This window comes from Nitrospirota bacterium (genome assembly GCA_016214385.1).
Taxonomy (GTDB): Bacteria; Nitrospirota; Thermodesulfovibrionia; order UBA6902; family JACROP01; genus JACROP01.
Map to the genome: position 1 here is coordinate 1 of JACROP010000100.1, position 4030 is coordinate 4030.

Consider the following 4030-nt stretch of genomic DNA (forward strand, 5'->3'; position numbering starts at 1 on the left):
TGCGGAATATAGGTAAACAGGCGCAGGACATGGGGCTGTCAGAGTCAGAATATGCCTTATACAAAATTCTTGCTGCAGATGCTTCATCACATGAACAAGAGGATAAATTTAAAGGGTACATGGTTAGAGAACCATCTGTTCCATATGGTGAGAAAAAAGATACTCATAAAGAACTGACGCGCTCCATTATAGAATCGTTAGAAAATCTTGCTGTAATTGACTGGTTTCATAAGGACGATATTCAGCGTGAGATGAGAAAACGGATAAAGGGAATCTTAAGAGGAAAAGGTTATCAATTTGAGGAAATTGAAACTCTGACAGCTAAGATTATGGATTTAGCAAGGGTAAGACTTGCAAGATGAAGCTGGAAAAAGGAACAATTTCATTTGGTAAAACAAATATAAATTTTTCTGTTAAGCGCAGTAAAAGAAGAAAAACCGTAAGTATCTTTGTTGACCCATTTGAAGGGGTTTTTTTAAGGGCGCCTTTAAGAGTATCACTCAACTTACTTTCAAAATTGGTACATTCAAAGGCCATATGGATTCTGGATAAACAACGACGCATAAATGAAGCAATAGGATATCTACCCAAAAGAGAATTTGTCACAGGTGAGTCTTTCTTGTATTTGGGGAGGCAATTGCGTCTTAAGGTATTAAAATCTAAAAACAAATTAAATCCTTATAACACAAGAGATACAAAGAAACTGGATTCCCGTTTTCACGGGAATGACATTTTCGGGGCAAGGGTTGCGGTTAAGGGTGGAAGATTTTTAGTTAGTATTAATAGTAATAATAACGATTCGGATAGAATGAAAATAATAAGAGAAATACTTTCTCATTGGTATAAAAGACATGCAAGAAAGGTTTTAGTTAATAGAGTAAAAGTCTATTCAAAGAAATTAAGGGTGTTCATTCCAGAGATAATCTTAGCTAATCAAACTAAGCGCTGGGGCAGTTGTAACAGGAAAGGAAGAATTCGTTTCAATTGGCATATTATTATGGCTCCGATGTCACTTGTTGATTATGTGGTAGCTCACGAAATTTGTCATTTGAAGCATATTAACCATTCAGAGAATTTCTGGAAGCTTTTGGGCAGGATTATGCCTGATTACGAGGCTCGTCGTGAACGGCTTTGTAAAGAAGGGCCAAGATATTATTTTTAAATCACCTGTCTGTTTCTATAAATAGCAGCAAGTATTTGGATTCTATTCTTGAATCGCGGTATACATTCCAAAATCCAAGACATGACCACACATTAATCCTCATGAAAATTGTTTTGCAGTATGAGAGTCTGTTCTTCCCTGAATTTTTCAAATGCTCCGTTTTCAATAGCCTCCCGCATCTTCCTGAAAAAATCCAGATAGAAATAAATATTGTGCAATGTGTTCAATCTCATTGAAAGGATTTCTTTATTCATAAAAAGATGTCTTAAGTAAGCCTTTGAATCATTTTTGCAGGTATAACATTCACAATCGGGATCGAGGGGGCCTGGGTCTGTTTTAAATTCCTAGCGTTTTATGCTTATCCTTCCTTTACTCGTAAACAATGTCCCGTTTCTTGCATTCCTCGTTGGCATTACACAATCAAACATGTCAATACCTGCTGAAATAGCCTCAAGCACATCGAGGAGATCTCCAATTCCCATGAGATACTTTTGGTTCTCCAACACTGAGCCCTCCTATGGCATATCCGTCAAAGTCCATTTCAGCAAGCTCACAGGCGCTCTGTTTTCTTAAGTCGTTGTAGATACTGCCCTGCACAATGCCAAAAAGGGGTTGGTTATCTCCTTTTGCCTTCATACACCTTCTGGCCCATTCAGTTGTAAGGCTGAGAGACTTAAGTGCATACTCTTTTGATGCAGGATAAGGAGTGCATTCATCAAAAGCCATTGCAATGTCAGAGCCAAGTGCAGCCTGGATTTCCATCACTATCTCCGGGGTTATGAAATGTGTAGAACCATCAAGGTGTGATTTGAAAATTACACCATCATTATTTATTTTTCTCAAAGGTGAGAGGCTGAATACCTGAAAACCTCCGCTATCAGTAAGGATAGGGCCATGCCAGTTCATGAATCTATGAAGCCCCCCGAGTTCTTTGATTATCTCATGTCCAGGCCTGAGATAAAGGTGATAGGTATTACAGAGAATGATCTCAGCGCCCATATCCTTAAGCTCATCCTGATTCATTGCTTTTACTGTAGCATTGGTTCCAACAGGTATAAAGGCAGGGGTATTTATGTTTCCTCGTGAAGTATGAATACACCCTGTTCTTGCTGAATTATCTTCTTTTTTAATCTCAAACTTGATCATTTTGCATTTTGAAATTTGAGATTTGAAATTTACTCAGTGGTGTCCTGTCCATACGCCTGCAGCAACTGCAAAGAGGCTCAAACCTAAAAGAAACCAGTGAAAGACCTGAAGCCTAAAAAAGACCTGCTCTGTTTTAAGCTGGGCCTTCTGACTAAAAAGTTTCCTAAATACAATTGGCTCGAGGAAGAAAAGTATCAACACATACACAGCCCAGGCTATTATCATCGCCCATATACCGATGCCAGACCACGAAAGTAAAATGGAGAAGCCCACCTGATGAAGGAGCAGAAATCCTGTAAGTCCAGCAAGTAGGGACAATACCCTGGCAAGGCGGGCAAACCTGTGCTCTATCCCCTGAAACATTAAAACCTTTTCAATGGAGCCCTGTGTCCTTTGAATAATGGGAAACATAACAATCGTGACAAAAGCCACCCCTCCAATCCAGAGGACAATAGAGGTGACATGGACTATAAGTAAAAGTGTATACAACAACTTACATCCTTTCCGGGGCATGAACCCCCAGAATTTCCAGCCCCTCGCCCAGCACCATCTGCACAGCCCTGCACAGGCCGAGCCTTGCGAGGGTGAGCTCTTTGTTCTCGGAAACAACCCTGTATTTATTATAATAAGAGTGAAAGAGTCCTGCGAGACCCTGCAAATAATAGGTAATCCTGTGGGGCTCAAGGGCCATGACAGCACCCTCAAAGACTATCGGGTACTGGGCAAGTTTCTTTATTGTAGAGATTTCTTCTGGCTCTGTGAGAAGTGAAAAATCAATCCCTTGAACATTTGAACCATTGAACCCTTGAACATTTTTTTCTATCGCCTGCCTGAATATACTCGCAATCCGTGCAAAGGCATACTGGACATAGTAAACAGGGTTTTCTGCTGATTGCTCCTTTGCAATATCGAGGTCAAAATCAAGATGGCTATCAGAACGCCTCGTCAGAAATATAAACTTTGCTGTATCAGCCCCTACCTCGCTGATAACCTCTCTCAAAGTTATAAACTCTCCTGCCCTCTTTGACATCTGAACTGGTTTGCCGTGCCTCAGGAGGGTAACCATCTGGACGAGAAGAACCCTGAGCTTTTTCTTTGGATGTCCGAACGCCTTGATTGCTGATTCAATCCGCGACACATAGCCGTGGTGGTCTGCACCCCAGATATCTATAAGGCTGTCAAACCCCATGTTGAGTTTATTCTTGTGATATGCGATGTCAGAGGCAAAATAAGTGTATTCCCCGCCCTTTTTTAATACAACCCTGTCCTTATCATCTCCAAAAGCAGTTGAGCGGAACCATAAGGCGCCATCTCTTTCATATAGATAGCCACGATGCTTCAGAGCTGCGAGGGCATCGTCCACCCTGCCCTTATCATAAAGCTCCCGCTCGCTCTGCCACCTGTCAAAGGCAATGCCAAAATCCCTGAGGTCAAGCTCGATATTTTTGAGCATTCTTTTATAGGAAAAATCTTTAACAAAATCCAGGCATTCATCATGGGGCACATCAAGATACCTGTTGCCTTTTTCATTAATAATCTCATCTGCAAGCTCATCAATATAACCGCCTCTGTAACCATTTTCAGGGAAAGGGATTTCGTTTCCAAGTTTCTGCTGGTATCTCGCATATACAGAGAGGCCGAGGAGCTCCACCTGCTTTCCGGCATCGTTGATGTAATACTCCCTTTCAACTTCATAACCTGATGCTGACAGGAGATTTGCAA

Annotated in this window: 4 protein-coding genes and 1 pseudogene; 2 read left to right on the plus strand and 3 right to left on the minus strand. The window is 41.2% G+C overall.

Features of this window, described 5'->3' with window-relative positions:
• A partial coding sequence (locus HZC12_06245; GenBank protein ID MBI5026318.1) for a DUF3387 domain-containing protein occupies positions 1–362 on the plus strand: 362 nt, incomplete at its 5' end.
• Positions 359–1162 carry a M48 family metallopeptidase gene (locus HZC12_06250; GenBank protein ID MBI5026319.1) on the plus strand — a complete coding sequence of 268 codons (804 nt, stop codon included), beginning with the start codon at positions 359–361 and terminating at the stop codon, positions 1160–1162. The genes HZC12_06245 and HZC12_06250, both read left to right, overlap by 4 nt.
• A gap of 92 nt (positions 1163–1254) precedes the next feature.
• Here the strand turns inward: HZC12_06250 and tgt are convergent.
• From tgt to HZC12_06265, 3 genes and pseudogenes are all read right to left on the minus strand, one after another.
• A pseudogene (tgt, locus tag HZC12_06255) lies at positions 1255–2308 on the minus strand (tRNA guanosine(34) transglycosylase Tgt).
• Positions 2309–2341: 33 nt separating this feature from the next.
• Positions 2342–2797 (minus strand): hypothetical protein, encoded by a 456-nt coding sequence (locus tag HZC12_06260; protein ID MBI5026320.1) that lies wholly within the window; start codon positions 2795–2797, stop codon positions 2342–2344.
• 4 nt (positions 2798–2801) lie between these two features.
• A partial coding sequence (locus HZC12_06265; GenBank protein ID MBI5026321.1) for an arginine--tRNA ligase occupies positions 2802–4030 on the minus strand: 1229 nt, incomplete at its 5' end.